19 protein-coding genes are annotated in these 25338 nt (G+C 44.1%); 16 read left to right on the top strand and 3 right to left on the bottom strand.

The genetic code is table 11. The features are described from left to right. Positions 1 to 116 precede the first annotated feature (116 nt). The gene (locus tag EDD67_RS01235; RefSeq protein WP_121439366.1) at positions 117 to 389 is read left to right on the top strand and encodes a hypothetical protein; all 273 of its coding nucleotides are present in this window, start codon (positions 117 to 119) and stop codon (positions 387 to 389) included. Positions 390 to 460: 71 nt separating this feature from the next. After that, positions 461 to 1324 (top strand): SGNH/GDSL hydrolase family protein, encoded by an 864-nt coding sequence (locus EDD67_RS01230; RefSeq protein ID WP_121439365.1) that lies wholly within the window; start codon positions 461 to 463, stop codon positions 1322 to 1324. A 474-nt stretch (positions 1325 to 1798) separates the two neighbouring features. On the opposite strand, the gene EDD67_RS01225 is transcribed toward EDD67_RS01230, so the two are convergent. From EDD67_RS01225 to EDD67_RS01215, 3 genes are read right to left on the bottom strand one after another with little or no spacing between them, the layout of a single operon-like run. Then, positions 1799 to 2635: a S1C family serine protease gene (locus tag EDD67_RS01225; protein ID WP_121439363.1), complete on the bottom strand. Its 837-nt coding sequence runs from the start codon at positions 2633 to 2635 to the stop codon at positions 1799 to 1801. A gap of 31 nt (positions 2636 to 2666) precedes the next feature. Next, the gene (locus EDD67_RS01220) at positions 2667 to 3203 is read right to left on the bottom strand and encodes a hypothetical protein (RefSeq protein WP_123875789.1); all 537 of its coding nucleotides are present in this window, start codon (positions 3201 to 3203) and stop codon (positions 2667 to 2669) included. 30 nt (positions 3204 to 3233) lie between these two features. Next, positions 3234 to 3443 (bottom strand): hypothetical protein, encoded by a 210-nt coding sequence (locus EDD67_RS01215; protein ID WP_093075094.1) that lies wholly within the window; start codon positions 3441 to 3443, stop codon positions 3234 to 3236. Between the two features lie 252 nt (positions 3444 to 3695). Here EDD67_RS01215 and EDD67_RS01210 point away from each other — a divergent pair, with 252 nt between their 5' ends. The 14 genes from EDD67_RS01210 (at position 3696) to EDD67_RS01145 (ending at position 25314) form a co-directional block, all read left to right on the top strand. After that, positions 3696 to 5039, top strand: a complete 1344-nt coding sequence (locus tag EDD67_RS01210) for a C40 family peptidase (protein ID WP_121439361.1) — start codon at positions 3696 to 3698, stop codon at positions 5037 to 5039. 385 nt (positions 5040 to 5424) lie between these two features. Next, positions 5425 to 7248, top strand: coding sequence for a C40 family peptidase (locus EDD67_RS01205; RefSeq protein ID WP_121439360.1), 1824 nt, complete (start codon positions 5425 to 5427; stop codon positions 7246 to 7248). A gap of 118 nt (positions 7249 to 7366) precedes the next feature. Beyond that, positions 7367 to 9397 carry a penicillin-binding transpeptidase domain-containing protein gene (locus EDD67_RS01200; protein WP_121439359.1) on the top strand — a complete coding sequence of 677 codons (2031 nt, stop codon included), beginning with the start codon at positions 7367 to 7369 and terminating at the stop codon, positions 9395 to 9397. A gap of 57 nt (positions 9398 to 9454) precedes the next feature. Continuing rightward, positions 9455 to 9676 carry a hypothetical protein gene (locus EDD67_RS01195; RefSeq protein WP_123875788.1) on the top strand — a complete coding sequence of 74 codons (222 nt, stop codon included), beginning with the start codon at positions 9455 to 9457 and terminating at the stop codon, positions 9674 to 9676. Positions 9677 to 10156: 480 nt separating this feature from the next. Further along, complete coding sequence (locus tag EDD67_RS01190; RefSeq protein ID WP_121439357.1) at positions 10157 to 11287, top strand: glycosyltransferase; 1131 nt, start codon at positions 10157 to 10159, stop codon at positions 11285 to 11287. An 88-nt stretch (positions 11288 to 11375) separates the two neighbouring features. Then, complete coding sequence (locus tag EDD67_RS01185) at positions 11376 to 12425, top strand: glycosyltransferase (RefSeq protein ID WP_242005955.1); 1050 nt, start codon at positions 11376 to 11378, stop codon at positions 12423 to 12425. Positions 12426 to 12433: 8 nt separating this feature from the next. Beyond that, positions 12434 to 13201 (top strand): glycosyltransferase family 2 protein, encoded by a 768-nt coding sequence (locus EDD67_RS01180; RefSeq protein WP_186805979.1) that lies wholly within the window; start codon positions 12434 to 12436, stop codon positions 13199 to 13201. A 38-nt stretch (positions 13202 to 13239) separates the two neighbouring features. Next, on the top strand, positions 13240 to 14016 hold the full coding sequence (locus EDD67_RS01175) for an ABC transporter permease (protein ID WP_121439354.1): 777 nt from the start codon (positions 13240 to 13242) through the stop codon (positions 14014 to 14016). A gap of 14 nt (positions 14017 to 14030) precedes the next feature. After that, entirely contained in the window at positions 14031 to 15554 is a 1524-nt protein-coding gene (locus tag EDD67_RS01170) for an ABC transporter ATP-binding protein (RefSeq protein WP_121439353.1), read from the top strand. After that, on the top strand, positions 15551 to 18085 hold the full coding sequence (locus EDD67_RS01165; RefSeq protein ID WP_121439352.1) for a glycosyltransferase: 2535 nt from the start codon (positions 15551 to 15553) through the stop codon (positions 18083 to 18085). The genes EDD67_RS01170 and EDD67_RS01165 overlap by 4 nt, the downstream gene beginning before the upstream one ends. Further along, on the top strand, positions 18066 to 20663 hold the full coding sequence (locus tag EDD67_RS01160; protein WP_121439351.1) for a glycosyltransferase: 2598 nt from the start codon (positions 18066 to 18068) through the stop codon (positions 20661 to 20663). The genes EDD67_RS01165 and EDD67_RS01160 overlap by 20 nt, the downstream gene beginning before the upstream one ends. Then, the gene (locus tag EDD67_RS01155) at positions 20647 to 22032 is read left to right on the top strand and encodes an ATP-grasp fold amidoligase family protein (protein ID WP_121439350.1); all 1386 of its coding nucleotides are present in this window, start codon (positions 20647 to 20649) and stop codon (positions 22030 to 22032) included. The genes EDD67_RS01160 and EDD67_RS01155 overlap by 17 nt, the downstream gene beginning before the upstream one ends. Before the next feature lie 18 nt (positions 22033 to 22050). Then, the gene (locus EDD67_RS01150) at positions 22051 to 23682 is read left to right on the top strand and encodes an acylphosphatase (protein ID WP_121439349.1); all 1632 of its coding nucleotides are present in this window, start codon (positions 22051 to 22053) and stop codon (positions 23680 to 23682) included. Positions 23683 to 23694: 12 nt separating this feature from the next. Further along, a complete protein-coding gene (locus EDD67_RS01145) occupies positions 23695 to 25314 on the top strand; it encodes an ATP-binding protein (protein WP_307723718.1) in 1620 nt (539 codons plus the stop codon). The last annotated feature ends 24 nt before the right edge of the window (positions 25315 to 25338 follow it).

Below are 25338 nucleotides of genomic sequence, written 5' to 3'. Positions count from 1 at the left end.
GAATAGCACTAAAAATGAGATAATAAAACGACAGATTGTCTATGAAAGATTTGAAATATGTGGTAACATATATCGGCGACAATATTAGATTAAGATTGAAGTAAAGGATGAGCGTAATGACGACCGAAGAACAAACGTTTACAATATGTGAACAAGCTGAGGGCAGCCGCGTTTTTGCCTTGACCGGTCTTGTGAATACAGCAGAAGATGCGGCAGGGGAAGAAATTGTTTTGTTAATTAATCATCAACGGGTGGCGTCAGTGCATATTGACCGCTATCACTACTTTGAAATGACTGACTTGGATACGGATTTTTCGTTGGAAGCAGATATTCGTCTCCGCATTGAAGGTATGGATGTGGAAGATAAAGTAAATGTAACAGTGCAATAAAGAAGGCATGTGAATGAGGCTGCTTTTCTTGTATAATAACGGTAGATTATCGATTGAAAAGGAGACTGACGATGAAAAGATGGGTGGTTATCACCGGTGTGATCCTATCGGTGGCTGTGATTTTGTTCGGGCGCTGGTACTATACGGAAAAATTGAATGATATTGCGACGGCGGCACAGCAGCAGGCTTTAGATACATATATGGAAGCTGAAGAATCGGAGACGGCAACAGTCAATGATGAAAACGCTGAAGAAGCAAACGAAGAAGAAAGCGCGGATGAGAATGACGACAGCGATGTCGATGTTTCTGAGGCGGATATGGACCGAGCGATGAATTTGCCGGAAGATATTTCCGACGCTTTTATCAATTCGATTGAAAACGGGGAAGAGATTTCCGTGACTGTCGTTGCCTCCGAATCAGCCGAAAGTGAAGAAGGAGATGCATGGCCGGCAGTATTGGAATCGTATTTGGAAGAAACGTATGATAATGCAGCATTTTCAGTCACAGCTGAGACATTCGGTGAGCAAACAACACTCGAAATGGTGCAGGAGAATGCGTATGAAGGTGCCGTTGATGAGGGGACGGATTTAGTCATTTTTGAGCCGCTGCTTTGGAACGACAACGGGGTTGTCGGCCAAGACCAGTCGCTGGAGCATATCACAACGATGATAGCAGAGTTTGAAGAACAGACAGAAGCATTGGCTTTGACACCGTCTCAACCGGCTTTTCAGACCGTAAATTACCCGGCGCAGATCGAAGCCTTGGAAGATTATGCTGAAGAAAGCGGCATAATTTACCTTGATCATTGGAGCGCATGGCCGGATCTTTTTGATACTGAACTGCTTGATTATGTCGGTGAAGAAGACCGTCTGCCGACAGAAGAAGGGCATGCTCTTTGGGGAGAAGCACTTGGACAGATGCTCGGCGGGGAGTAAGCTGAATAGCGACAAGTTAAAAATAACGATAAAAACACCCTCTATGCAGCAGTTGTCCTTGTACAGCATAGAGGGTGTTTTGTACGATCATGATTCACTTGTACGCCAATTAGCAGAGTATTCGTCTTTTGCATCCGTATCCTTTGTCTGTTTATGAAAATCCATTCTATAAGCAGAGAAAGCTTTATAACATGACGGACACTGAAACGGAAACGAATTGTTCTTATCTGCTCCGGCTTTTCGAATGTCGGGCGCTTGATTTCCGTATGTTTGCTGAGCCCAATCATTCCAAGTTTCTGCGGAATGCACATTTGTACAATTCGGACATTCCACATGCGAGGCATTGATCACCTTTTTTCGGCGCGCTGCCTTGAATAACATTCAACCACCACACTCATCCCGATTTTTTACGAACGTACTGCTCTCTCCACGGATTATCATAAGGGAAAAATGAACAAAAATCAATCAAACTTATCAGATGTTCGAAAATTCGTCTAAAATTTGCTCTTCAGACATAGGGGTTTCGAACCACTCATCTATATAATCATGGAAATTATTGACCGGGATCGCGTAACTTGCCCCGTCGACGGTATCACTTCTCGCGGTAATGACACCGACAGCTCCTTTTGCGTCTTCAGTAACGATCGGTGAGCCGCTGTCGCCGCCGTGAATCGCCAAGTCGAGGTAGTAAAGGTGTTCTTGCAGGTTTAAGGATGCATAAATCGATCGGCTTTTTTCAAGCAAAGTTCCGTAATAGTGATTTTCATCAAAGTCAGCGTTCGTATCGAGCCGGATGATTTCATCGTCCTCAGCAAGCTCGCTGTCCGTGCGAAGGGGGATGCTGGTTTCAACGTGCTCGGTGTCGTCCACTTCTAAAAGGGCAATATCCTCATCGATAGAAACGCCGATCACCTCAGCTGTGACCGTCTCGTCATGTTGATTAACAATATCGGCGTTTAAATCGTTTAAAATGACGTGCGCGTTTGTCAGCAGTTTATCCTCTTCTATGTAAAAACCTTGCCCGTACTGTGAGGGTGTTTCAACGTCAACGACCGCATCGTTCATATAGTCAAGGCTTTCTTCCCAGCCAAGATAATCGAGCGGATTTTCCCGCTTATCAACCCAGGCATACTCTTCAGCGGAAAACTCGAGGTTTGAACGTTCAGACAAGACAGGTGTTTCTCGTTCAACATCTGTGAAACTGCTTGATTCTTGAATCGTTTTCGCGGCGCAGCCGGAAATCAAAACCGCTCCCGCTGTAAAACCGGTGAACAGCACTGTGAATACAGTGCAGCTGTTTGTCTTTAGCAATCTTTCCTCCCCCTTGTCTGAACGGCGTACATTACGATGTAATCATCTCAGCTATTTCAGGTATACTCAGCTCATTTGTGAGTTCATATTCCCCTGAACGGACATCCATCATCATGTCATTATCCTCGATGTATGCAGTAAAGTCTGAACGGTCGTCAATGATTTCTGACTCTTCCAGAATAGCGGCGATTTCTCCGGCAGTCATACCGGATGAAACGCCTAGGTAAAGGCGGACTGTTTCATCGTCGCTATTTTCGCCGTCTTCGCTGTGCTGGTTATTCTCGCTTGTCTCTTGTTCTTCTAATTCATCAGCTAACTGCTCTTGGTCCTCTTTAGCTGTTTCCAGCTCTTCTTCCAGTGATGAAATCTCTGCTTTAAGAGCTGCTTCGTCTGCTTGTTCGACGTCGCCGTCATTTGTATTGGACGAGGTATCCGCCGAATTTGTTTCATCTGTCGACGGATTTTCTTCACTTGCGGCGAAATCAAACGGAAAAAACGCCGGGGGCGAAAGAATGATTGTGGCAACAAGCAGACCGAAGGCAAAATTCCGGATACCGGTTTTGGACATCATTATGAATCTCCTTTATTTTAAACTATTTTAATCATTTATGTTGCTTTTTTCATGATTTTCCAAATAAAAAACCCGCTGCTCAAGTTTATGCATCCGGTCTTCGGTTTGAATTAATTTTTTGGATGTTTCGATTGCTTGCTGATCAATCCGGTCAGTAACATCGTCTTTTTTGTTATTGATGAAAAAAGACAGGATAAATAAAACGATAGCGGAAATAAGCAATATATCACTGATCATTTAGGCACCTCCCTTTCGGTAGTCTTCATACCTCTTAAATATATACCATAATATGCAACTTGAAAGAACAGAAAAGCGGAAATATAGTCAGTTTGTCCGTCCATTTATAAGAAAAACATTAAAAAAGGCGTATTTTGTTACACGATTGAAATATAATCGTAATCTTATGATTACATACATGTCACATAGGACTGATAGACTGTTCATTGTGAGAAAAAAATAACGAAACGTGTCGATATGGGGGATGAACTGGTGAGGAAAGCACTAATTTTAGCAACGGTCTTAGGTATAAGTGCAGTATTCGGAGGGCATAACGAAGCAACAGCGACGGAAAATCTTGAAAATGAGCAGAATCAAATAGATGAAGAACGCAGTGAAGTGCAATCGGAATTGTCCGAGGCGGAACAAGAACTGGCGGACTTAATTGATGAGAAGGAAGAGCTGGAAGAAGAACTGACAGAAATGAACGAGACGATCGAGGAAAATGAAGCGAAGATCGTCGATACAGAAGAAAATATTGCTGCAAACGAAGAAAAAGTGACTGAAATTGAAGAGGAAATTGATGTGTTAGAAGCGGACATTGATGAGCGGTTCAATTTGCTGAAAAGCCGTGCAAGTTCTTATCAGCAAAACGGCAGCAGCGATGTCAGCTACATAGAAGTCATTTTAGGGGCTGAAGGTTTTGCGGATTTTATCAGCCGAGTCGCGAATGTATCGCGAATAGCGGAAGCGGATCAAGAATTTATTGATGAATTAAAAGCACTCGAAGACGAGCTCTCTAAGAAACAAGAAAAACATGAGGAAACATTAGCTGAACTCGATGAACAAATGACGGAGCTTGAAGGGATGGCAGATTATCTCCAAGAGCAAAAAGAACAAACGGAAAAGATGAAAGATGATGTAGCGGCCAATGAAGACGAGCAAGAAGATTTAATTGCCGAACTGGCCGCAGAGGATGACGAGCTCGCTTCTGAAGAAGCCGATTTGTTAAATCGTATTGAAGAAGAACGCGAACGCCAAGAAGCGGAAGCAGAGGCTGCTTCAGCAGCATCTGACGAAAACGTTGCACCTTCAAACGAGAGCGGTTCAGAAGACAGCGAAAATACAGAAGACAGCGGAAATAACGCATCGGCGAGCAATCAACCAAGCAGCAATGCAAACACAAACAATGCCTCGTCTTCCGGCAGCAGTGCTCCTTCCGGCGGAAGCGGTGCGGAAAGCTTAATCAGCAACGGCAAAGAATACATCGGCAATTCCACGTACGTTTTCGGCGGCGGCCGCTCGCAGTCTGACATTAATGCCGGCCGTTTCGATTGTTCTGGGTTTCTCAGCTGGGCCTTCAGTTCAATCGGCATGAATATGCCTGCTTCGACAGACGGGTTAGCTTCTGCTGGTACACGCGTTTCATCAAGTGAGAAGCGGCGCGGAGATATTGTCTTTTTTGATACGTACAAAACGAATGGGCACGCGGGGATTTATCTCGGGAACGGCACGTTTCTCGGGGCGCAATCATCAACGGGCGTCGCGGTAGCCGATATGAGCAGCGGCTATTGGGCAAACAACTACAACGGCCACGTGATCCGTCCGAATTATTAAAAAGTCGGCAGCAATAGAGTGAAAAACCGCTTGGCATTTGGATTGCCAAGCGGCATTTTTTAACCGGGGTAAAGAAAAAAGCGGTCGGCCCTGGGACGAGGGCGACCGCTTCGCCCGCAACTGTGCACGGGCATGATATATAAATGATAGGGGGGAGAGATGAAAGTGGTGGTTTCAGCTCTTAATTTTTGTTTACCCCGGTTTTGCAGCGAATAAACATTAATTTAAAAAAGAATCATTATGTATCAAAAATGCCTGTTATTTTCAAAAAAATGTGAAAATGGTACTTAAGGCACTGATGGTTTTGACTACTCTTTGGTAAAATATTTCAGTGTTAGCGTATAAATAGGGCAGTGTCTACAAAAATAAATGAAGAGGTGATTGGATGGCAAAAACGGGGAAATCAATTCGTTCGGCTGTTGTGATATCCGCGGCTGCTGCCGGAGTCGTGGCTGCTCCGCAAGTTACAGAAGCTTCGTTCGGTGAAGAAGACCTTTCGTTCGGGATGCAGGGGGAACACGTGAAGACGCTGCAAAATTTGCTCCAAAAAGAAGGTTTTTTTGGCGGTTTTGACACACCGGGGGTATTTGGTGAAGTAACCCGATCAGCTGTCCAGCAATTTCAAGCAAACCACATGCTCTTGCCTGACGGAGTTGCCGGGGCGAAAACGTTCTCTATACTGAACACTCTGCCGGAAGAATCGCTGGCGACGGAAGAAGCAGAAGATACATATGCTTCGGAATCTGTTTCAGTATCGATTACTCCGATCAGTGATGAATCGCAAGTGCTCCGAAAAGGTGTGCGGTCGAGCGATGTTGAATCGCTGCAGCAGTATTTGCAAAAAGCCGGTTTTTATGATCATCCAGAAGTGACCGGAATTTATGGCAACATGACGAAGGAAGCGGTCCGCCAGTTTCAGCAAGCCAGAGAGTTAAAAACAGACGGTTTGGCCGGGCCGGAGACGCTTGGACAAATGAATCAAGAAATCGGCAGCAATGTTGATCAGGCCACGAGCATGTCGCGTTCATCGCTCGAAGGTTCTGTTCTGCGCCAAGGAGACCGCGGCAGTAAAGTTGAATCCCTGCAAGAAGAACTGAAAGAACTCGGTCATTACACAAGCACTGTTGACGGCATCTACGGACCGCTTACCGCATCTGCCGTACGCGATTTGCAGCGTGAGACGAACATTACGGTCGACGGGATTTTCGGTCCGCAAACGTTCTCGAAGCTCGGCAATACGAGCGGCGGCAATTCTAATTCGTCCTCTTCGAATGATTCATCAGCTTCAAGTTCAAGCGGAAATTCGTCGCTGTCGGGAGTCGTGCTGCGTCAAGGCGCGCGCGGTGATAACGTGCGTACACTGCAAGATGAGCTGAAAGATTTGGGCTATTATACCGGTTCGATTGACGGTATTTACGGGCCGATGACAGCCTCGGCTGTCCGCGGTTTGCAGCGCGCAACGGGGATTTCTGTCGACGGAATATTCGGCCCGCAAACGTACGGTGAGCTGAGCGGAGCGCCGTCTTCATCAGGCGGATCCTCTTCGAACAATTCATCATCCGATTCTTCGGCATCGAGCGGATCGTCCAGCGGTGACGTGCTTAAAGTAGGCAGCCGCGGAGCAGATGTCCGCGAGCTGCAAGAAATGCTGCGGGCGACGGGGCATTATTCATCAGGTGTCGACGGGATCTTTGGTCCGCTGACAAAATCGGCCGTCAGTAAATTCCAAAATCAGTGGGATATGACATCGGATGGTATTGCGACGCAGCGCACGGTTGAGAAACTGGAAGAAGTATCGGCTGTGCATATGAGTGAATCGACGAGTTCGTCCGGTTCCTCGTCCGGAAGCTTTAATGCGACGAATTTAATCGCCGATGCTTCCGAGCATTTAGGCGTTCCTTACAAATGGGGAGGTACAACGCCGTCTGGCTTTGACTGCAGCGGTTTCATTCAATACGTTTTTAATCAAAACGGCGTCGACTTGCCGCGCACGGCTGCGCAGCAGTGGAATGCAGGGACGACGGTGTCGTCGCCGAGAGTCGGCGATGTTGTCTTCTTTGAAACGTACCGCTCCGGACCATCGCATAACGGCATTTATATCGGCAACAACCAATTTATCCATGCCGGCTCGTCGACCGGTGTGACAGTCGCAAACATGAATTCAAGCTACTGGTCTTCAAGATATCTTGGTGCTAAGCGCCTTCATTAAGCCAATCCCGCTGCTTACAGATTGTGAGCAGCGGGATTTTCTTTATTTTTACTGCTGTGGTAGAGTGGTAAATAATGCCTATAAAAGTACAGTGGCAAGTTGGAGGGGGAATACATAAATGATAAAAAGAATCATGTGGTTTTTAGCAGCGGCAGTTATGTTGGCGGGTTGTTCTTCGGAGGAGCCGGAACATCCTGAAGATGCGTTGCAAGCGTATTTAGACAGCTGGGAAGCTCAAGACGGCGCGCAAATGTATGAACAGATGACAGAAGCGTCGCAAGAAACGGTTGATGGTGCAGAATGGGATTTTGCCGAGCGTTACGAGGAAGTTTATGATGAGCTTTTGATCGAAATGACAGAGCTGTCGTTTGATGAAGGCTTTTTTGAAGAACACGAGATTGATGCGGAAGAAACGGAGTCATTTGACATTCCCGTGGAGGTCGCGATGGATACGATCGTCGGCGAGATCACGTATACACTCGCGGTCAATATGCAGCGGCAGACAGAAGAAACGGAAGACGGTGAGGTGATTTCCTGGCGGATCGCATGGGAGCCGGATCATTTCATGCCCGGCATGGAAGCGGTGACGGATACTGTCTCGTATGCGACCGAGTCGCCTGAACGCGGCGAAATTTACGGCAGCGAAGGCGATCCGCTTGCGATCAACGGAGAAGTGTATCAAGTCAGTATTGTGCCTGACAGCACGGACGATACGGACGCAAGTGCGGAAGAGGTCGCCGAAATTTTGAATATCGATGACGAGAGAGCAGTGGAAGCAGCGAATGCGTATCCGGATGAACCGGAATGGGCTGCGCCTGTGCAAATGATCGGCGCGGAAGATGAACGGACAGATGAGCTGCTTGAGGTTGACGGTGTCTTGCTTGAGTCTGCAGAGGGAAGGGAGTATCCGCTCAGCCGTGACGCTGCGCATTTGATCGGCTATATCGGGAATGTGACGGCAGAAGATCTCGAAGAAGACGAAGAGGGTTATTATGACGCCGAATCTGCTATCGGCCGCAGCGGTTTGGAAGCGCATTTCGAAGAAGATCTCCGCGGTGAACGGGGGGGGACGCTGTCGATTATGACAGAAAACGATGAAGTCCGGGAAGAACTCGGCAGTGAAGAAGCAGAAGCCGGAGAGGACTTCGATTTAACGATTGATTCGGCGATGCAAACGATGGTCACCGATAAGGTCGGCGAAGACTCAGCGGCTGTCGTTGTCATGGAGCAGTCGACAGGCGAACTGCGTACGCTTGTCAGTCAGCCTTCTTACGATTCGTCGCTTCGGTATTTGGGGCTTCCGGATGAACAGGCGGAAGAGTATGAAGAGACAGATTTGCTCTTTGAAAACCGGTTTCAAAACGTGTACTCGCCCGGATCGGTGTTCAAACCGCTGACGGCGGCGATCGGCTTAGAAGAGGACTTGTTGGATGCAAATGAAGCCGTTACGATCGAAGGCGAGACGTGGCAGCCGGAAGATGCCGGCTGGGGCGATTACGAAGTGCGGCGCGTCAATGATTCGGAAACTGAAATCGATCTGGATACGGCGATGAAACTGTCGGACAATATTTATTTTGCCCAGCTCGCGCGTGAATACGGCGAGGAGACGATGACGGCCTGGGCGGAAGACTTCGGTTTCGGAGAAAATTTGGCGACGGATTATCCGCTGTATACATCACAGCTTGTCAGCGACGAGCTCGACCGCGATGTTTTGTTGGCTGATACCGGGTACGGACAAGGTGAAATTTTGATTTCCCCGGTTCATATGACGTCGCTGTATTCGCTTTTTACAAATGGCGGCGATTGGCAGCTTCCCGGCCTTACAGAGGAAGGAGAAGTGAATGAGAGTGTCATCAGTGAAGCAACCGCTTCGACGGTGAAAGAGTCATTAGCGAGTGTCGTGCAAGCTGAGGACGGCACCGCTTATCGCGATGAAAACGGGCACGACCGCGAACTGATCGGCAAAACAGGAACAGCGGAATTAAAATCGGACAGCGCTGAAGACGGCGAACAGATCGGCTGGTATGTCAGCGCCGATGCCGGTAACAATGACTACATTATGACGGTGATGGTGCAAAATGCAGAAGATCACGGCGGCAGCGGCTATGCCGTCGATTTGGCGAATGAAATTTGGGCGGAGATGGAGTGAAGAGTCACAAGAAAGACTGACAGAGAAATCTGTCAGTTTCAGAGTGTTGACAAAGTCATGACATCGATCGAAGTCATATTAAAAGGAACGGATGACTACGCATCGTCCGGCTTCTTTCACCTGAAGGTATCACTGCGACATCGGCTCAATAAGACTTCGCCGTGTCTTACTAGTCCGCGGACGAGCGCCGAGCCGCTTCGGGCTGATGCCCTGCAGTGTCTCGCCTGTCTCGCTATCCCGCAGGAGAAAGCCGGGATGCTGGGTCATCCTCTTTTTTGAATCGAGTGTATTCATAAAAAAGAAGCCATGCATCCACTCCTCCGACACCTCCGGGAAAGCAAGAGACGAAGATCCGTATTCGGCGGTCTTAGACCGCCGAATACTAGCTGAGTCCTTGCCCGGGGCAAGCGGAGGGTAGTGGATTCATGGCTGACATCAAAATATAGTTTGTCTACAGTCTAAGACTGACAGAGAAATCTGTCAGTTTTTTTGAAATAATTAGATATATCAATACGCTATTTTAATAATGTAATTTTTAATGCTCGGATAATATCGATTCCTTTTAAATCTCATGGATCGGCTACGTTTTCTTTGATGGAAGGTCTGCATACTTGAGGCCGATAACAGTAATAGTACGGGATGTGCTGGACATAAACTATCACCTCTGAATAAAATGAACAGGAAGTATCGCGGAAGTCCGCATAAAAATATGATATCATTAATTGTTGCAGATGGAATCACAGAAAGGCGGATCGATCGATGAAGCGGACAAAAATTGTTTTTTTCATATATGAAATGGGTGCCGGGGGGGCTGCCCGGACGTTACTTAATATTATGAATAATCTTAATCGAGATGAGTATGAGCCAATGGTTGTGACATTAAATGTAAACGGTTCTTACGAACATTTGATTGACAGTGATATTCCGCTGATCAAACTGCCGACGAAACGCTTGAGCCGTACGGTTTTTAAATTGGCGAAGCTGATTAGAAAGCATGATGTCGATATCGTTTTCAGCACCATACATCGAGTGAATGCGATCGCAACGATTGCAAAACTCCTGTCTTTTTCCAAAGCAAAAAACATTGTCCGAGAAGCTGATAATTTAGGCGGGACATGGAAAGTCGACATAACGCTGCCTATCTACGGCATAGTTTATCGGTTCAGTGATCAAGTAGTTTCATTATCACAAGGCGTGAAAAACAATTTAGCTAAAAAATATAAATTGAAACCCAAAGATATTGAAGTCGTCTATAATCCTGTGGACGTTGCCGCAATCCAAACGCTTGCAGCGGAAAATTTGCCAGATGATCATTATGAGATCTACGAAACAGAAGAAAAAGTGATCATTACCGCCGGAAGGTTGGTTGAACAAAAAGATCATGCGACATTGTTGCGGGCTTTTGCAGCAGTGAAAAAAGAACTGCCGGCAAGACTGGTAATTTTAGGAGAGGGGCATTTGCAGGCGGAACTGGAAGAACAGGCGAGAGAATTTGGCGTTGATAAATCCGTTCATTTTATCGGTTTTCAACATAACCCGTATAACTATTTTGCTCGAGCGGATTTGTTTGTTTTAAGTTCAAAACATGAAGGATTTAGCCACGTCTTAGCAGAGTCTTTAGCAGCAGGAACACCCGTTGTATCTGCAAACTGCAAATCCGGGCCTGCTGAAGTATTAGCCGATGGGAAATACGGTTATCTATGTCCGGTCGGTGACGATCAGCAAATGGCTGCGGCGATGATTAAACAGTTGAAAAAAACAGATACAGAGCAACAGAAAGATATTTCCGCGGGGGTAACCCGAGCTAACCAATTTAGAGCTGATAAGATTGTCAAAGAGTATGAACAAGTATTTCAAAAAGTATTGACCGGATCGAAAGGACAAGGGTGATCAATAGATGACAGCAAAAAAAATTGTGCACATTACCACCGTCCACCATCCGCTCGATCCGAGAATCATGCTAAAAGAATGTCAGTCCTTGGCTGATGCGGGTTATGATGTGACGTTGATTGCGAAAAAGTATAATGATGTACCGAATAATGTTTCTGGTGTGAATTACATAGGGCTTAGGAGTGCTAAGAGAAGATTCATCAGTATGTTTCTGACACCCATACAAGCTTACTTAACAGCGAAAAAAATGAAGGCGGATATTTATCATTTTCATGATCCGGAATTTCTGCCTTTTGCTAAATTTTTAAAAAAGCCAAGCAATAAAGTGGTCTATGACATTCATGAAGATTATGAAACAGGTATTGTAACGCGAGAATATTTTACTTATCCGATTCGCAAGATGATGAGTTTTTTATATAAACGAATAGAAAATTGGGCTGTTAAAGGGATGGAGATCGTCCTTGCAGAAAAATATTATCAAGAAAAATATCCTGACGGTACGCAAATTTTGAATTATCCTCGAATTGAAAATGCAGACAGCCCTCGAACCCCAAGAGATTTCGCGAACAACCATGAACTATTATATACTGGGAACATAACCGAGGATCGAGGGGCTTTTCAGCATGCTCTGCTGCCGATCCACCTTGAAGGGATTGATGTAACGATGGTTGGCAAGTGCCCGGCTCATTTATATAAGGCAATGAAAGACGCAGCCGGGTCATTTTCGGATCATTTAACCGTAGTAGGTGTGGACCGCTTCATCCCTAAAGGTGAGATCGATGAGTACTATTTAGCAGACCGTTGGATCGCCGGTGTAGCTCTGTTTCCCGATTCAGATCATTACCGCCGAAAAGAACTGACCAAGTTTTTTGAATATATGTATCACGGTTTGCCTGTCGTCTGCTCCAATTTCCCGGAGTGGAAAGCATTTATGCACAAGTATAATTGCGGGTTAACAGTCGATCCAGATTCTCCTGAGCAGATTAAAGAAGCAGTCAATTACTTGCGTGACAATCCGGAAGAAGCTCGAGAAATGGGTGAAAATGGCTTTACAGCGGTGCTTGAAACGTTGAACTGGCGAGTTCAGGCAGAGAAGTTAATAGCCTTATACGAAAACAGGAAGAAAGGAACTGGATAAGTGAAATGATGAATACAGCTTCTGATTCGCCTTTAGTATCTGTCATTACGCCGACATATTTTGCAGAACGGTTTATCGGACAAACAATAGACTCAGTTTTAGCGCAAACGTATTCGAATTGGGAGATGATCATTACAGATGACGCTTCTAAGGACGGCACAATCAATATTATTAAAAAATATGAAGAGGACGATTCCCGTATTAAATTAGTTGCTTTAGAAACGAATCACGGAGCCGCTCATGCGAGAAATATATCTTTACAGCAGGCACGAGGACGTTTTATTGCTTTTCTTGACAGCGATGATATGTGGTTTCCGGAAAAGCTTGAAATACAATTATATGAAATGCTGAGGCGGAGCTGGGCGTTTTCGTTCACCTCTTATATAACAGTTGATGAAAACGGCAATGATATTGACAGAACGATTCAAGCACCTAAGCAGTTGTCTTATGCTGATATGTTGAAGCATAATGATATTGGCTGCTTAACAGTGATGATTGATCAGCAGCAAACAGGAGAGCGGTATATGAAACCGATCAAAGCCAGGCAGGATTATGTCCTTTGGCTCGAATTAGCGAAAAGCGGTTTCCCCGCCTACGGAATCAATCGTCCGCTTGCTAAATACAGGGAGTTGACGAAGTCTCTTTCGAGCAACAAGTTAGAAATGGCAAAATTGAACTGGCGGGTATATCGAGAAGTTGAAGAGCTTTCGTTGATAAAAAGCCTTTATTATTTCAGTCATTTTGCAGTAAATAAGCTGACGAAGTACAGCAGTTAAAAACAGAGAAGAACAAGTTAGGCGGTGTCGGAATCAAAATGCGGACGTATTTATTGGAAATTTTTAAGCGAAAAGATTTACTTTTTTATCTGGTTCGTTCAGGTTTAAAAGCCGAACATAGAAATAGTTTCTTAGGGTATTTTTGGTGGCTCTTAGACCCCTTGTTAAATGTTGTAATTTACTACTTTTTAGTGTCGACGATCTTAGGTCGCGGCGGGGAAAATTTTGCTGTTTTTCTTGTTATTGGACTGGTTGCATGGCGCTGGATCAGTACAACGATTAATACATCTTCTAAATCGATTTTGAAATACAGTTCAATTATTAATCAAGTATATATGCCGAAATCAATGTTTCCGTTAGCGTTCACGTTCACACAACTATTTAACTTTGGGTTTGGAATTATTGTCGTGGCGATCTTTCTAGTTGTGTACGGCATTATGCCAGGATGGGAAGTGATCTTTCTTCCGTTAATCATAATCGTACAGCTGATTTTGCTGATCGCCGTGTCATTTATTTTGGCTTATGTAACGATTTTCATAAGAGATATGGAGCATTTGCTTTCTCATGTGACCCGGGTGTTCTTTTATTCTTCGCCAATCATTTGGGAAGGCGGACGCTTGCCGGATGAATACCAATGGGTCGTAGAGATTAATCCGGTAGCGATTATTATAGAGTCGTACCGCGATATCCTCATGTATCAACAAATGCCGAATTTCACAGGACTTTTCGTAATTACGGTTGTATCTGCTCTTGTTTTATTCGGGATGCTGAAATATTACAGCAATAATGAGCATAAAATTATTAAAGCATTATAAAGAGGGGTATGTAGATGAATACTCTAAAGGAAGAAGCTAATAAAGTTATTGAGGCCAAAAACCTCGGGCTTTATTTTAATACAGGATCGACAGATGATTATAAATCGAGAATGATGGATCTTTTTTCTGCTGACAAAAAATCAAAAGGTAAAGAAGTTTTTTGGCCGCTCAAAGATATCGATTTCACTGGATATGAAGGCGAGATCCTCGGAATTATCGGCTCGAACGGCTCAGGAAAAACGACATTGTGTAAATTGTTAACCGGGATTATTAAACCGGATCAAGGCGAGCTTTCCATAGACGGCAAAGTCTCATCACTATTTTCCATGGGAATGGGTTTTAACAAAGAATTAACCGGCCGGGAGAATGTGTATTTAAACGGTATGATGCTCGGAGTCGAGAAAAAGTTTATTCGTGAATATATCGAGATTATAAAAGAGTTTTCCGAGCTCGATGAATTCTTTGAACGTCCGATGAAGTATTATTCCAGCGGAATGAAGGCGCGCCTTGGTTTCAGTGTCGCATCGCATTTAGAGCCAGAAATATTAATTTTAGACGAGGCGTTAAATACCGGTGATCGCCGCTTTGGCGAAAAAGCAGCAGAGAAAATGCGTGAACTTGTCGGAAAAGCCAAAATGGTCATTATCGTCACCCACAGTTTGAACTATGCGAAGAAGAATTGTGACCGGCTGTTGTGGCTGGAAAAAGGTGAAGTTCGCGGTGCCGGCGATCCAGCTGAAATGATTCGTGAATATAAAAAAACAGTACCTAAAAGGGCGAGAAAATCAACAAAAATTGAATTGGAAAAAATTGAAACCACAGTGAAAAATAGAACCGTTATTGAAGCGGACAACCTGGGCGTACATTTTAAAATTAATAAAGATGATTTTTGGGCATTAAGAGATTTGAATTTTAAAGTGAAGGAAGGTCAAGTTGTCGGCATTATCGGTCATAACGGCGCAGGGAAAACGACGTTATGCCGAGCTTTAACAAATATTTTGGTCCCTGATGAGGGAAGTTTGACAGTAGAAGGAGAAACGACATCATTGTTAAGTTACGGCGCAGGTTTTAATGAACAACTGTCCGGGACAGATAACATTTATTTAAATGGAATGCTCTTAGGGATTTCCAAAGAACGGATCGAAGCGATGCATGATGAAATCGTTGCATTCGCCGAACTGGAAAAACACATTGACCGCGCAGTCAAAACGTATTCAAGCGGTATGCGGGCACGTCTCGGTTTCAGTATTGCGGCGATTTTAAAACCGGATGTCTTTATTATTGATGAAGCCTTATCAACAGGTGACATGGCTTTTAAACAAAAAGCAAGCGAAAAAATCCAGGAGATCATGGGACAATCAAAAGCGGTACTCATTGTTACACACAGCATGGGTGTTGCCCGAAAAATGTGCAACCGGGTCATTTGGATGGAACAAGGCAGAATCATGTACGACGGTGATCCTGATGAGGCGGTCGAAAAATACCAGGCCCGCGTTGAAGAATTAAAGGCGCAACGAAAATTGGAGGAAATGAAATGATCAATCTAAAACAGACAGCTGTTCGTATGATTGAGAAATCTATTTTTCAATGGGTATCATCAGACCAAAAGGCAAAAATGTCTGCTTACCTTTCAGAAAATCAAAAACAGCGTATCCGTCGGTTATTAGGTTCAGGTGAACAGCGTAAACGGATGGAAAAAATAAAAAGACTGAACTATAAATTGACGACGCTTGGGTTTGAGGAAAAAGCGGTGGCCGACTTGGAAGACACTTTTTCTCAAGCTGAGGATATCGAGTTGTCTCGGTTGGCTGGTTATGAGTTGATGCAGTGGTATGAGAATTCTGGCGATAGAGCTTCCCGTTTACGTTCTCTGGAAATCGGTGAATGTCTTTTAAAGCTGGAAAAAGATAAGCCGCAATTGCGCCGGCTAATCATCATGGTATCAGAATCTTTACTGTCTTTAGATGAACGCGATACTGCAGCTCGCACACTGCAAAAGCTGTACGATCAGGATAAGCATATAGATGTGCGGTATGCCAAGGCGAACCTCGAACAAACTTCACACGGCAAATTGAATTTCATCAATGAAGAATATATATCATCTAATTATGCACCTGTGTTTTTTAACAGAGATTACGTAAAATTCCCCCTTTATGATCAACTTGATGCATCAGTACCTTCTGAGAAGGTCACTCCATATTCTTACGGACCTAAAGTATCGATCATCATGCCTGCCTATAATGCAGAAACGTACATCAATACCGCGATACGGTCAATTATGAAACAAACATGGCGAAATATTGAGTTGCTCGTCGTCGATGACTGCAGTACGGATCGAACAAAAGAAACCGTACAGAGTTGGGTGGAAAAAGATTCGCGAATCACGCTGCTGCAAACGGATAGAAACAGCGGCCCTTATGCAGCGCGCAATATTGCTTTGAAAGTAGCAGAAGGTGATTACATAACAATTAATGATTCGGACGATTGGAGCCATCCGGAAAAAATCGAAGTGCAAGTGAGGCATTTAGAGAAAAATAAGCGGATTATCGGCAACTTCAGTAATCATGCCCGTGTTTCAAATGATCTTTCTTTTTCACGCAGAGGGAAATTTGGAATTTATGTTTTTCCTAACTTTTCGTCGCTGATGTTTCGCAAAGATAAAGTGCTTGAACAGCTCGGCTATTGGGATTCTGTTCGATTTGCCGGCGATTCAGAATTTGTAGCTCGACTTAAAGCTAGCTTTGGTGAAAAAAGTTTGGCTTATCTTGAAGGGCCTCCGTTGTCGTTATTACGGTCTACTGAGGAATCATTAACGGGAAACTCCGTTTTTGGTTTCCCGGGTTTCTTTATGGGAGCAAGGCAGGAGTACGATGAAGCCCATACATTTTACCGGGAGCAAGGCGGATCGCTGTTTTATGACTTTCCGCAACAAGATCGCCCTTTTCCCGTTCCTGAACCGATGAAACCTGGACGATCAAAAGAGGCAATCCGCCATTTTGACGTTATTATTGCTTCTGAATTTCGTTTGACAGGCGGAACAAATATGACAAACATTGAAGAGATAAAAGCGCAAAAATCAAACGGTCTCAAAACGGGACTTGTACAGTTATCCAGGTACGATTTAAATAAAGCAGAGAGTATGAATCCCCATGTGCGGGAATGGATTGATGGCGAATGGGTTGAAAAAATTGTCTACGGCGAACATGTCACTTGTGACATATTAATTGTACGCCATCCGCCTGCGCTGGAAGAATGGCAGCGCTATGTCCCGAACATCGAGGCGAAAAATATTCATGTCATTATAAATCAAACCCCGCTGCGCGATTACGAAGAAGAAAAACATCGTTTGTACTCTTTTGATAAGAACCTTCGTAATTTAGAGTCCTATTTCGGCAAGAAGGGAACGTGGTATCCAATCGGTCCCCGGATTCGAGAAATTTTATTGACCGAGCACAAAGAGGAACTTCATGATATTCCTTTGGCTGAGAAAGATTGGTTAAATATCATAAATATTGATGAGTGGCGGCGGCCGTCAGACTATACCAGGGAAAAATCGATACGAATAGGCCGTCATTCAAGAGATCAAATGGTGAAATGGCCGGAAGATGAAGAAATATTAAAGCAAGTGTATCCAGAATCCGCCGATTTTGAGATTCGCGTTTTAGGCGGCGCAAAAACAGCAAAGACTATCATGAATGGCTCTCTTCCTAAGAATTGGACTGTATATCAGTTCGATGAATTGACTCCAAAGGAATTTTTACATGAGTTAGATGTATATGTTTATTATACGCATTCCGGATGGGTAGAGGCGTTTGGACGAGTCATCATCGAAGCGATGGCAACCGGTGTACCGGTGATTATTGAACCTAAATACAAGGTTTTGTTCGGGGAAGCGGCATTATATGCCGAACCTGAAAATGTGGAACAGACTGTTCGTGAACTTATGGATAATCCTGAATTTTATCAAAACCAAGTCGAAAAAGCATTCAATTATGTTGAAGAGCATTTCGGCTATACAAAACACATTTCCCGCTTGAAAGGGGGAAACCATGAAACGATTCGAGACTGATTTAAACATAGCAGCAAACGAAGAAATTGATCGGCAACGTAAAAACCTTCGTGAACTTGAGGTAAGTTTCGCAGAAATTGAAAACGGTTTTCCCGGATTACTTTTTGATAAAGCGGCGAAGGCTAAACACTTAACAAGACAAATCGTTAAAATTGCCAAAGGGAAAAGAGCTTTTCGTGACGTCTTCAGTAAACGCCAGCGGAAACAAAAAGCAAAAAAACAAATAAATCAATTGAAAAAAAAGTTATATGAGCACGGATTTGAAACGGCAGTGATCAATGAACTGAAATCGATAGTTTCTTGGTCGGATAATCCTTATTTGTTAGGACTGGCTTCTTGGGAACTAGCTGTGTGGCATGCGAATCAAGATGGTTTGAATGAAAAGCGTAAAGCAATGGACTGGTTCGAACTAGCAGAAACCAAACCAAAGCCTAATGTGTCGAAAAGAAATGTGAATTTGCTGAAATCCGAGCTGTTACGCAGTTTACATGATCATAAACGGGCTTATGCATTGATTACTGATGCGATGAAAAAAGAGCCTCATAACGATTATCTGTTAGAGAGCATGAACTTAACAGACTCAATCGAAACAAAAATAAACTTATTAAATCTTTTGTTAAGAACAAACGGTCAGGAACCGGTATTTTTAAACACGAACATTGCTTCAGACTGCTATTACGATCAATTAGACAGCTCTCAATCTTCGTATATTGACGACGGCCCGCTCGTTACCGTTCTCGTTCCGGTTTATAATGCAGAAAAAACGATCGGGACCAGTCTTCGAAGCATCGTAAAGCAAACATGGAGAAACCTTGAAATCATTGTCATTGATGATCAAAGTGATGACGGCACTATTGAGGAAGTAAGGGCTTGGATGGAAGCGGACCCGAGAATTCGCCTCAAAAAGCTGGCTAGTAACAGCGGTCCTTATGCAGCTCGTAATACAGGGCTGAACGAAGCTTCAGGAGAGTTTGTTACCGTCCAAGATGCTGATGATTGGACGCATCCGGAAAAAATTGCTTATCAAGTTAATCACCTTCTAGAGAACCCGGATGTTATCGCAAATACATCGAGTCAAGTACGTGTAACGGAAGACTTTCATGTAACGCGAAGATTAAAGGCAGGCTATTATATTTATCCGAATATGTCTTCGTTAATGTTTCGCAAGAAACCGGTTCAAGAACATTTAGGCTATTGGGACTCCGTTCGATTCGGAGCTGATGGTGAATTTAAGCAGCGGTTGAAAGAGGTGTTTGGAAAAGAGGCCGTCGCGGATTTAAAAGCAGGCGTTTACTCCTTTCTCCGTCAAAGCAGCCGTTCGTTAACCGGCAGTACTTCCTTTGGGTATCAAGGTTACTTTTACGGTATCCGTAAGGAGTATGTGCAATCCTATCGACATTTTCATAATCAAGCGACAAGTTTGAAGTACTCGTTTCCGATGACTGAACGTCCTTTTCCGATCCCGGAACCGTTAAAGCCTGAACGTAAAAAAGAAGCCATCAGACATTTTGATGTCATTATTGCTTCGGATTTCCGGCTGTTGGGCGGGACAAATATGAGCAACATCGAAGAAATTAAAGCCCAGCGAACGTTTGGCATGAAGACAGGGTTAGTCCAGCTTTATCGTTATGATCTGGATTCTCGTGAAGAGTGGAATCCGTTAGTGCGTGAGCAAGTCAATGGTTTAGATGTTGAGGTGGTTACTTATGGCGAACAAGTGACTTGCGACAAGCTTATTGTGAGGCACCCGCCAATTTTACAGGAATGGCAAAGGTATGTTCCTGAAATATACGCAGAAGATGTGTATGTCATTATTAATCAGCCGCCGATGAGAGATTATACCGGTTCTGAGAATCGACTGTACGATTTTCAAAACACCATGGCGCATCTGCGTTCATACTTTGGTCATTCCGGAATATGGCATCCGATTGGACCGCAAGTAAGAAAAATTTTAGCAGAGCAGCACAGCGAAGAAATAACCAAAATCCCGCTGTCCGCAGATGATTGGGTAAATATCATTAATGTTGAAGAGTGGCATCGGCCTGCTCATCAACCAAATGTCAATCAAGTCCGAATCGGCCGTCATTCTCGAGATCAATATGTGAAGTGGCCGGAAACAGCGGAGTTAATGAATTTGATTTACCCGAAAGATGAAACCTATCAGGTCCGTGTCCTTGGCGGCGCTTCGGCAGCAGAAAAGATTCTCGGTGCAATCCCTGGTAATTGGATAGTTTATCCATTTGGTTCGGTTAAGCCGCATGAGTTTTTGCAAGAAATAGATGTGTATGTATATTATACCCATTCGGAGTGGGTGGAAGCATTTGGGCGATCCGTATTAGAAGCCATGGCCGCGGGTGTTCCGGTCATATTAGATCCGAAGTACAAAGAACTATTCGGTTCAGGGGCCGTGTATGCGAAGCCGGAAGAAGTGAAACCAGCAATACAAGAGCTAATAGCAGATGAGAAAACCTATCAGTCCGCAACATGTGCGGCGAGGCAATTTGCCAAGGAAAATTTCGGTTACGAACACCACATTAAACGGCTTATTGGAGAGATAAATCATGACAAAAGATTATGAAGCGATTCATAATAAATTGAATGATCAGGCCGGCATGAAAAGGCGCTCCAATGAAAAGAAACGATTGATAAAGCGGTCCGATCAAATTGTAAAAAGTAATCGATATCGTGCTGGGAAACTGGTTGTGAAGCCGATAAAAGGGATGCAGGCTTTGTTTCCCAAGCTAAAACAGGAATTGCAAAATGAAAAACGGGAGAACGCATTTCTTGTTGAACAAAACCGGCGTTTGCAAGAGAAGCTGGAGGCAGCTGAAAAAAAGGCAGCTTTTCTTACCCGTTCTATCGAAGACGAGCGCGCAAAAGATTCGAGAGCGCTTGTTAAAGAAATGGAAAATCATGACCCAAGTTTACGCACGATCATGATAAAATTAAATGAAATACAGGAAAGAAAAGAAGCTGATACAGAATTTTTACAAGCGGTCGCCGATCGTTATGTTCATCATCAAGATGCAGATGTTAAGCAGATGATTTTTGAACAGCTATATAAAAGCTTCGATCTGCGCACGTTGTCGGAGAAATATTCACGGATCATTTTAGAAACGTCTTCAAACAGTTGCCCCTGGCCAGCTTCTTTCAACGCGAGCCTTGCTTTTCAAACGGCCAAAAGGCTTATGGAAGATGACAGTGCGGAGAATGCATTGGATGACCGTTTAACAGCTTACCGGCTGGCCGATGAATTGAATATTGTACGCCCCGGTATTTCTGAAGTGTATACTTCGGCAGCAGCTGTTCCGCTTACATCTGCTTCCGTTGTGAAACCGGTTGATGCTGCGGGATCAAGAGGAGTTTACCGAGTTTTTTCAGCCAATCAAATTCAGCGGATAAGGGACGGTCAGTTTTTAAATTCTGAAAACGAATGGCGCGAGGCTATGACAGAAGATCTTCTTTCCGGTGATGTGCATGAAGATAAATGGTACCTCGAAGAGCATATCGTAGAGGAAAACGGAGAACCGGCGCGTGATTTGAAATTCTATTGTTTTTACGGTGAGGTAAAATTAATTTTAGAAGTCAACCGTTCTGAACGGACGGAGTTTTGCTGGTGGGATGTGAACGGCAAGAAAGTGATTACAGGAAAATACGAAGATGAGCGCTTTGCCGGACGCGGCTTCTCAGCAGAGGATTTGTTAACCGCTGAAGGATTAAGCAAAGAAATCCCCGCGCCATTTATGAGAATTGATTTTCTTAAAACCAAGAATAAACTTGTCCTTGGCGAGTTCACACCGAAACCGGGAAATTATCATGAAATGAATAGTGAAACAGATTATTGGCTGGGACTGGCTTACCTGGAAGCTGAAGCTAAGCTTACGGAAGATTTTTTGTCCGGAAAAACTTTTAAAGCTTTTCATGCGGCAGTGAATGAGTCCAAATAAATACAGAGGTGGATATACATGTCGGATAATCAAAACCCTCACTTCCTTGCCCATTTACCTGAAGAAGTCGTAATGGATGCAAGAGGATATGAATTTGACGCTTACCTGGTAGCTCTTGAAGGATGGCGTCGAGGGCTTACTTTGAAGTGGTATACAAAAGATGCAGCAGAGTTCTCAGGGATGAATATATGGAATGTTGATCATCCAGGCAAATTATTTTCTTTGTCGGATGGCGAAAAGACGCATCGTTTTTTTCGGACACGCGGAGACCGTGTTTCTGAACAAGCGGTCAAAGAATGTATGGATAAAGAAACGGCTAAAACAAAACTTTCTGCAAACGATGTTCCGACCCCGGCTGGTGAGCGGGTAAAAACGGATTTAACGGCAGAGGACCTTATTGTTACTGCAGAAAAAATCGGTTTTCCTGTTGTGTTAAAACCTGTAGACGGCAGTTTCGGCCGCGGAGTCTATACAGATCTTCGGGATCAGGACTCCCTTATCCGCTGTTGGAATGAGGTCAGAGAAGAATCAGCTACAAAAGAGTACCTTCTCGAATCGCATGTTGAAGGTGATGAATATCGTGTTTATGTTGTTCAGGGCCGAACGGTTGGTATTATGCGGCGCGATCCGGCGAATGTTACCGGGGACGGCAAACAAACGATTGAACAATTAATTGAGGAAAAAAATACTTTGCGTGAAGCAAATCCAAGGCTTTTCAGCTGTCCGATTATTATCAATAATGATGTCAAACGCCATCTGGATCTTCAAGGTCATTCATTAACGAGCGTTCCTGAAAATGATGCAATGATTCAGTTAACGAAAAAGAGCAACATTTCTTTAGGCGGCGATCCAGAGGGTATAGAAGTTGAGGAAATGACCGCTGTGGCAACTGCTGCTGAGGGAGCAATGCGAGCCTTTGAAGGACTTATAAACGGTGCAGTAGACGTCATTTGGGATGAAGAATCCGGCAACTTAGCTGTTTTGGAAATGAATCCGACAGCGCAAATCGGTTCTCTCGTCTTTCCGATGTCAGGGGTTGCCCATGACATTCCTAAAGCGATCATTGATGAATATTTTCCGGAGACTGCAGATTGTGTAATCGAGCGCGAACGGCTTTATTTTGACTTTGCGGATGTTCTTTATCCACTCAAGTCGCATACAGCCAGGTCATCTACTGTCGCTCACGCTTATACTGGTGAATTAACAGCGAAACAATATACCGTCTACGGAGACGTACAAGAAATTGATTATCACCGCGGATTGAGAAAACAAGCATTCGAGCGGGGATTAAGCGGATTTGTAATGAATCTTGAAGACGGGGCAATCGAAGTTGTTGTGATCGGCTCCGATGAGACAGCGGTGCTGGATTATGAACAAGCGTTGTGGGAAGATCCCGAACGTTCGGAAGTTGAATATGTTGAAGTCACTGATTACAACGGACCGATTAAAATCGGGTTTGAAACAAAATCAGATATGAAAATGCAACTGCAGGAGCTGGACACACTGCGTATTGAAATTGAGCAGATGGAACAAGAGTATAAAAAAGAATCGAAGTTAAATCAAAAACTTCGAAACAGCTGGTCTTGGCGGGTTTCTTATCCGATCAGACTGGCTGGGGATGTATCAAAAGTGTTTAAACGGAAGAAATAACGGAGGTTTATGATGAAAAACGATGCAATCACCCTTCCGCAACTGACAAATGAAATGGTCGTCAATGCGAGGAAAACAAGGCTGTGTGCTTTTTCTGTCGCGTTGGAAGGCTGGCGCCGCGGTTTAAATTTAACTTGGTATACCGCAGATTCAGAACATTTTCAAGATATGGTGATTTTTGGTGTTAATCCGCCGGGAAGGCTCTATTCGTTGAGCAATGGCGAGCGGACGCATTATTTCTTCCGGACCCGCGGTGATAAAGTCAGCAATGAAGCTGTTGAAATCGGTTCGGAAAAAGATTTAACAAAGGAATATTTACGAAAGAAAAATGTCGCTGTTCCGGACGGTGTCGGTTTTACAGCCGAAGACTCTGATGAAGCGATTGTCCAAGAAGCAAATGCCTTAGGCTATCCTTTAGTGATCAAACCGACAAACGGAAGTCTTGGCAATGGGGTATTAACGAATATTAAAGACGAAAAACAGCTGCGTAAAGCGATACAATATGTGCGTTATAAGCTGGAATATCCAGAAGTCGTTATTGAACAGCACGTAAAAGGTGAAGAATACCGATTTTATGTGATTGAAGATCAAGTAATAGCTGTTTATAACCGTGTCCCTGCGAATATTGAAGGGGACGGAGAGCATACAATTGATGAATTGATTCGCTTGAAAAATATTGAACGGAAAAAAAATGCCCGCTTGCACAGTTGTCTGATTGAGAGTGACGAAGAGATCTTTGATTTTTTAAACGACGCGGGTTACAGCTTTGATGATGTGCCGCCAAAAGGAGAGCAGATTTACCTTCGTGAGAAAACGAATGTTTCTTCCGGCGGGGATCCGATCGATGTGACGGATGAAATGGATGATTATTATAAACAAATTGCAATTGATGCGATTCAAGCCGTCGAAGGTCTTCACCACGGCGGGGTCGATATTATTGTTGATCAATCAAAGCCAAAGGAAAAATCGGCTGCAGTGATAGAATTGAATCCGACCGCGCAGATCGGTGGGATCCTTTATCCGCTCCGCGGCAAAGCAAGGGATATTCCGAAAGCGATTATAGATTATTATTTTCCGGAAACAAAAGGAATCGACACGTCAAAATCAAAGATTTATTTTGATTTACCGACAGTTATGGAACCGCTGGAAAATCGTTCATCGCTTGAGATAGAAGTGAACCCTGCCCCTAAAGGGGAATTGTTTGCGAGAAAGTTGACACTCGAAGGGGATGTGAACCGCCCTAGTTTTATGCATGCGATTAGTCTTTATGCACAGCGAAACCGGATCCATGGGGAAATGACGAACAATTACGACGGTCATCTTGAATTAATCGTTGCTGCTGAGTCACAGGAACAAATTGGTGAGTTGAAAAAATTCATGTATTCCTTGACGAAGAAAGCTAAAATTAAGAAAATCCATGATGATCAATGGAAAGAGCCGGTTAAAATCGGTTTCGAAATCAACGAGGATTACAATGCCCGGAAGCGCGGCAGTGTTAATCAAGCGTTAAAACGCATCAACCGCGAACACAAAAAGTTACGAAAAGAAATTGAACGTCTTAAAAAGGATAATTTGCGCATACAGACAAGTACGTCTTGGAAAGCTAGCAGGTTTTTGAGGAAAGAAGGATAGCTGTATTTTTGAAAGGGGTTGCCT

This window comes from Salisediminibacterium halotolerans, from assembly GCF_003814815.1.
Taxonomy (GTDB): domain Bacteria; phylum Bacillota; class Bacilli; order Bacillales; family Salisediminibacteriaceae; genus Salisediminibacterium; species Salisediminibacterium halotolerans.
This window is presented reverse-complemented; position numbering and strand designations above follow the sequence as displayed.

Coding starts and splice junctions, on each gene's coding strand:
- EDD67_RS01235 (WP_121439366.1), top strand. CDS start 117: ATGACGACCGAAGAACAAACGTTTACAATATGTGAACAAGCTGAGGGC.
- EDD67_RS01230 (WP_121439365.1), top strand. CDS start 461: ATGAAAAGATGGGTGGTTATCACCGGTGTGATCCTATCGGTGGCTGTG.
- EDD67_RS01220 (WP_123875789.1), bottom strand. CDS start 3,203: ATGTCCAAAACCGGTATCCGGAATTTTGCCTTCGGTCTGCTTGTTGCC.
- EDD67_RS01215 (WP_093075094.1), bottom strand. CDS start 3,443: ATGATCAGTGATATATTGCTTATTTCCGCTATCGTTTTATTTATCCTG.
- EDD67_RS01205 (WP_121439360.1), top strand. CDS start 5,425: ATGGCAAAAACGGGGAAATCAATTCGTTCGGCTGTTGTGATATCCGCG.
- EDD67_RS01200 (WP_121439359.1), top strand. CDS start 7,367: ATGATAAAAAGAATCATGTGGTTTTTAGCAGCGGCAGTTATGTTGGCG.
- EDD67_RS01195 (WP_123875788.1), top strand. CDS start 9,455: ATGACATCGATCGAAGTCATATTAAAAGGAACGGATGACTACGCATCG.
- EDD67_RS01190 (WP_121439357.1), top strand. CDS start 10,157: ATGAAGCGGACAAAAATTGTTTTTTTCATATATGAAATGGGTGCCGGG.
- EDD67_RS01180 (WP_186805979.1), top strand. CDS start 12,434: ATGAATACAGCTTCTGATTCGCCTTTAGTATCTGTCATTACGCCGACA.
- EDD67_RS01175 (WP_121439354.1), top strand. CDS start 13,240: ATGCGGACGTATTTATTGGAAATTTTTAAGCGAAAAGATTTACTTTTT.
- EDD67_RS01170 (WP_121439353.1), top strand. CDS start 14,031: ATGAATACTCTAAAGGAAGAAGCTAATAAAGTTATTGAGGCCAAAAAC.
- EDD67_RS01165 (WP_121439352.1), top strand. CDS start 15,551: ATGATCAATCTAAAACAGACAGCTGTTCGTATGATTGAGAAATCTATT.
- EDD67_RS01160 (WP_121439351.1), top strand. CDS start 18,066: ATGAAACGATTCGAGACTGATTTAAACATAGCAGCAAACGAAGAAATT.
- EDD67_RS01155 (WP_121439350.1), top strand. CDS start 20,647: ATGACAAAAGATTATGAAGCGATTCATAATAAATTGAATGATCAGGCC.
- EDD67_RS01150 (WP_121439349.1), top strand. CDS start 22,051: ATGTCGGATAATCAAAACCCTCACTTCCTTGCCCATTTACCTGAAGAA.
- EDD67_RS01145 (WP_307723718.1), top strand. CDS start 23,695: ATGAAAAACGATGCAATCACCCTTCCGCAACTGACAAATGAAATGGTC.